Consider the following 4,104-nt stretch of genomic DNA (forward strand, 5'->3'; position numbering starts at 1 on the left):
CCACGGCCGCCGCCCTGGGCGTCGCGTTGTGTGGTCTTGCCGCCGCGCCCCGAGAGGCCGCCGTGTCCCGCCGGCCCCCGGGCCCCGCGCCGCCCGCCGGCCCGCCCGCCGGGGGCGCCCCCCGCGGCTGTTGAGCCTCGTACGGCGAGGGAGACGGGCAGGTCCCCGGTCTGGGGCGCGCGGCCGTCGAGGACGGCGAGGAGCGCGGCCATGCCGCGGGCGCCGACGTGTTCGGCGGGCAGGGTGAGGGTGGTGAGTTCGGGTTCGAGGGCGGTGGCGAGGGTGAGGCCGTCGAAGCCGGTGACGCTGATGTCGTCGGGGATGCGCAGGCCGAGCCGGTGGGCTGCTTTGCAGGCGCCGGCGGCGAGGAAGTCGTCGTCGCAGACGAGTGCGGTGGGGTGGGGGCCGGGGGAGCGCAGGATTTCGCGCGCCGCCTTGTGTCCGCCGTCGACGCTGAGTGTGGCGCGGCTGGTGTGCAGTTCGGCGTCGGGTACGCGGGCGAGGGTGGCGGCGAGCGCGTGGGCGCGTACGACGAAGGTCCAGGAGTCGACGTCGGCGGCGATGTGTGCGAAGCGGCGGTGTCCGAGCTCCAGCAGATGTTCTGTCAGGCGTCGTACGCCGTCGGCGATGTCGAGGTTCACATGGGCCGCGGGTCCGGGTTCGGCGGGGTCGCTGTCGAGCATCACGAGCGGCAGGTCGCTGCCGCGGATGGAGGCGAGTGCGCCGGCGGCCATGGAGGAGGCGATGACGCCGTCGAGTGCGGTGCGGGCGGAGTCGAAGGGGTCGCGGGCGGGTCCGATGCCTTCGGGGGAGGGGTAGAGGACCACGCCGAAGCCGTGTTCGGCGGCGACTTTCGCGGCGCCGGCGTATACCTGGGCGAAGAATTCGCTGGTCATGGCGGGTACGACGAGGAGTGCGGTGCGGGTGCGGCCGAGCCGGAGGCTGCGGGCGGCGAGGTTGGGGCGGTAGCCCAGTTCCCGGGCGGTCTGCCGGACGAGGTCGGCGGTGCGTTCGGAGACCCGGCCGCGCCATTTGTCGCCCAGGACGAGCGAGACGGTGGCCTGGGAGACGCCTGCGGCGCCCGCCACGTCTCTGCTGGTGGGGCGGTTTCCGGTGGGTCGGCCGGCCAGGGCGGCGCGGGCGGCGCGCACCCCGGCGCGGGGAGCTACTGCGGCGCGGGGAGCCACTGCGGCGGGTTCCGCCGGTTCGGGGCTGGGTGCGTCCGGCCTTGTCACAGGTCCTCCAGGGCGGATGGTGGGCGTGCGCGGGGTGGACCCGTCCATGCGTCACATGGTACGTATGACCTCGGACGTTATACGTAACACGCTTGTACGTAGCACTTGAGGAGTGGCCATGGCGGCGGGATACGCGGAGATCCTTCGGACCCGGCATGCCGCACGGCTGCTCGCGGGCACGCTGACCGGACGGCTGCCCAATGCGACGGCCTCCATCGCGATCGTCTTCTTCGTACGGGCCGAGGGCGGCAGCTACTCCCTCGCGGGCGCGCTGACCGCCGTGTACGGCGTGGCCACCGCCGTCGGTCAGCCGCTGCTCGGGCGCGCCGTCGACCTGTACGGACAGCCGCGCGTAATGCTCCCCGCCTCCGTGCTCGCTGCCCTCGGCATGGTGGTGCTCGCGGTCACCGGCATCGATCCGGTGGGTGTCGCGTACGCGGCCGTCTTCGTGGCCGGTGTCACCACGCCCCCTCTGGAGGGCGGTCTGCGGGCGCTGTGGCCCAGCGTCCTCAAGCGCGAGGACCAGGTGCACACCGCGTACGCCATGGACGCGATAGCCCAGGAGGTGATGTTCACGGTCGGCCCGCTGCTCATCACCGTGTGCATCGCGCTCTGGTCGCCCGCGGCCGCGCTGGTGCTGATCAACGCCCTGGGGGTCCTCGGCGCGCTGAGCGTGGTCCTGTCCGAGCCGTCGCGGAGCTGGCGTTCGGCGCCCCGCGAGGCGCACTGGCTGGGCGCGCTGCGCTCGCCCGGGCTGCTCGCGCTGCTCGGTGCGTTCTTCTTCGTGGGGCTCGCGCTCGGTGCCATCATCGTCGCCGCGTCCGCGTACGCCGACGACCACGGCAGTGACACCGTCTACGGCTGGCTGATGGCGGCGAACGGCCTCGGTGCCCTTCTCGGCGGGCTCGTCTACGGGTCCCGGCAGTGGAGCGGTGCTCCGGAGAAACGGCTCCGGGTCCTGGTCGCGCTGCTGGCCGTCGGTTACCTCCCGCTCGCGCTGGTTCCGGGCGTGCCGTTGATGGCCTTGCTCACCGTCGTCTCCGGTGTCTTCCTCGCACCGTCCATCGCCTGCGCGTTCATCGTCGTCGACCGGCACGCCCCGCGCGGCACGGTCACGGAGGCGTTTTCCTGGCTGGTGACGGCGTTCGGCGTCGGCACCGCGATCGGCACGGCGGCCGCGGGTCCCGCTGTCGAACTCGGCGGCACCGGAGCGGGTTTCGCGGTCGCCGGGGGCGGCGGAGCGGCGGCTTTGGTGGTGTTGCTCGCAACGCAGAAGGTTCTGTCGGCTCCCGTGTTTGGGCGTGCTGTCGCCGGGGTCCGCGAAAATGATCCAAACCGTGCCGTCGAACCCGGTTTCAGCTCAGGCCATCAGGCGTAATGTTCCCTCATGGACCGCCGCATTTTCGGGCTGGAGAACGAGTACGGCGTCACGTGCACGTTCAGGGGACAGCGCCGACTGTCTCCTGACGAAGTGGCGCGCTACCTCTTCCGCCGTGTTGTGTCATGGGGCCGCAGCAGCAATGTCTTTCTGCGGAACGGCGCCCGCCTCTACCTCGACGTGGGATCGCATCCGGAATACGCAACTCCCGAATGCGACAACGTGACCGAACTGGTCACGCACGACAAGGCCGGCGAGCGCATTCTCGAAGGCCTGCTCGTCGACGCCGAACGCCGCCTGCACGAGGAGGGAATCGCGGGCGACGTCTATCTCTTCAAGAACAACACCGACTCGGCGGGAAACTCCTACGGCTGCCACGAGAACTATCTGGTCGCCCGGCACGGGGAGTTCTCGCGGCTCGCGGACATCCTCATCCCGTTCCTCGTCACCCGCCAGCTGATCTGTGGCGCCGGCAAGGTGCTGCAGACCCCGCGTGGCGCGGTCTACTGCGTCAGCCAGCGCGCCGAGCACATCTGGGAGGGTGTCAGCTCCGCCACCACCCGCTCGCGTCCGATCATCAACACCCGGGACGAGCCGCACGCGGACGCCGAGCGTTACCGGCGTCTGCATGTCATCGTCGGCGACTCCAACATGTCGGAGACGACGATGCTGCTCAAGGTCGGCGCGACCGACCTGGTACTGCGCATGATCGAGGCGGGCACCGTCATGCGTGACCTCACCCTGGAGAACCCGATCCGGGCCATCCGTGAGGTCTCCCACGACATCACGGGCCAGCGCAAGGTGCGGCTGGCCAGTGGACGTGAGGCGTCCGCCCTCGAAGTGCAGCGCGAGTACTACGAGAAGGCCGTGGACTTCGTGGAGCACCGCGGCATCCGCACCGGCACCGTCGCCCAGGTCCTCGAACTGTGGGGCCGCACCCTGGACGCGATCGAGGCCGAGGACCTCGACCGGATCGGTACCGAGATCGACTGGGTCATGAAGTACCAGCTCATCGAGCGGTACCGGGCGAAGAACAACATGACCATGTCGCACCCGAGGGTGGCGCAGATAGACCTCGCCTACCATGACATCCACCGCCGGCGTGGTCTGTACTACCTCCTGGAGCGCAAGGGCCAGGCGGCCAGGATCTGCAACGACCTGAAGATCTTCGAGGGCAAGTCGGTGCCCCCGCAGACCACTCGGGCCCGGCTGCGCGGCGACTTCATCCGCCGCGCCCAGGAGCAGCGCCGTGACTTCACGGTCGACTGGGTGCATCTGAAGCTCAACGACCAGGCGCAGCGCACCGTGTTGTGCAAGGACCCGTTCCGGTCGGTGGACGACCGGGTGGAGAAGCTGATCGCCGGTATGTGAGGGCATGTCAGCACCGGTGTTCCGGGCTTATTCAGCATCGGGAACTCTGTTCAGAATACCGAACAAGTCCTGGTGGGCGGCGGTAGCGGACCGGCAGTAGCGGACCGGCAGCGGAAGGAC

At 70.2% G+C, this 4,104-nt stretch carries 2 protein-coding genes and 1 pseudogene; 2 read left to right on the plus strand and 1 reads right to left on the minus strand.

Annotated features, from left to right (window positions below; genetic code table 11):
• Positions 1–125: 125 nt before the first annotated feature.
• A pseudogene (locus AB0D31_RS34625) lies at positions 126–1,130 on the minus strand (LacI family DNA-binding transcriptional regulator); the annotation flags it as partial.
• A gap of 223 nt (positions 1,131–1,353) precedes the next feature.
• On the opposite strand from AB0D31_RS34625, the gene AB0D31_RS34630 reads away from it, so the two are divergent.
• Entirely contained in the window at positions 1,354–2,613 is a 1,260-nt protein-coding gene (locus AB0D31_RS34630; protein ID WP_362730885.1) for an MFS transporter, read from the plus strand.
• Positions 2,614–2,622: 9 nt separating this feature from the next.
• Positions 2,623–3,984, plus strand: coding sequence for a Pup--protein ligase (gene pafA / locus AB0D31_RS34635; RefSeq protein WP_267054116.1), 1,362 nt, complete (start codon positions 2,623–2,625; stop codon positions 3,982–3,984).
• Positions 3,985–4,104: the final 120 nt, after the last annotated feature.

It is taken from the genome of Streptomyces sp. NPDC048361, assembly GCF_040651795.1.
Taxonomy (GTDB): Bacteria; Actinomycetota; Actinomycetes; order Streptomycetales; family Streptomycetaceae; genus Streptomyces.